The organism is Bradyrhizobium sp. SRS-191 (assembly GCF_024586915.1).
GTDB lineage: Bacteria > Pseudomonadota > Alphaproteobacteria > Rhizobiales > Xanthobacteraceae > Bradyrhizobium.
Window position 1 is genome coordinate 1 of record NZ_JANBVS010000087.1, and the last position, 1042, is coordinate 1042.

Sequence of the window (1042 nt, forward strand, 5' to 3'; positions counted from 1 at the left end):
TTCCATGGGCGTGCCCGCCAAGGAGCTCACGGTGCGCGACGGCGTCGTGATGCATCCGAAGTTGAAGAAGCAGATGAGCTATGCCGAGATCGTCAAGAGCGGCAAGATCACCAAGAGCTTCACGCCCGACGAGCTGAAGGCGCTGACGCTGAAGACGCCCGATCAGTACACCATGATCGGCGTGTCGGTGCCGCAGCTCGACATCCCCGCCAAGACCAACGGCACAGCGAAGTACGGCATCGATACGATGCTGCCGGGCATGGTCTACGGCAAGGTCGTCACCCCGCCGGTGCGCTTCGGCGCCACCGTCACGGCGGTCGATGACAGCGAGGCCAAGAAGGTCCCCGGCTTCATCAAGGCGGTGACGCTCGACGACAAGACCGGCTCGACCTCGGGCTGGGTGGTTGCGGTCGCGACCACCTTCGCCAACGCCAAGAAGGCCGCGGATGCGCTGAAGATCTCCTACGACAAGGGCCCGTACGCGAATGTCAGCACCGACAGCATCATCACCGAAGCGATGCGGCTGCAGGCGCAGGACGATGCCGGGCAGTTCTTCGTCAAGGACGGCGACGCCAACGCGGCGCTCGCCGGTGCGGCGAAGGTGCTGGAGGCGGAGTACACCACCAGCATCAACATCCACGCGCCGATGGAGCCGATGAACGCGACGGCCGAGTTCAAGGGCGACATCCTGCACATCTATTCCGGCAACCAGTTCGCGACCCGCTCCGGCGCGATCGCGGCGGGTGCCGCCGGGATCGATCCGAAATATGTTGTGATGCATCAGGCCTGGCTCGGCGGCGGCTTCGGCCGCAGGCTCGATGCCGATATGATGGTACCGGCGGTGCAGGCGGCGAAAGCGGTCGGCAAGCCGGTCAAGGTGATCTATTCCCGCGAGAACGACATGACGATGGACTACTCGCGGCCGCTCACCTACCAGAAAGTGAAGGCGGGCCTCGACGCCGACGGCAAGCTGGTCGCGCTCAGCCACGACGTCGTCTCGGCCTGGCCGACGGCGCGCTGGGGCATTCCGGACTTCCTGTCG

Annotated in this window: 1 protein-coding gene; it reads left to right on the forward strand. The window is 65.2% G+C overall.

Annotated elements, in window-relative coordinates; all coding sequences use genetic code 11:
* Nucleotides 1-1042, forward strand: a 1042-nt coding sequence (locus tag NLR35_RS34190) for a xanthine dehydrogenase family protein molybdopterin-binding subunit (protein WP_257170935.1), incomplete at both ends; no start/stop codon positions are given.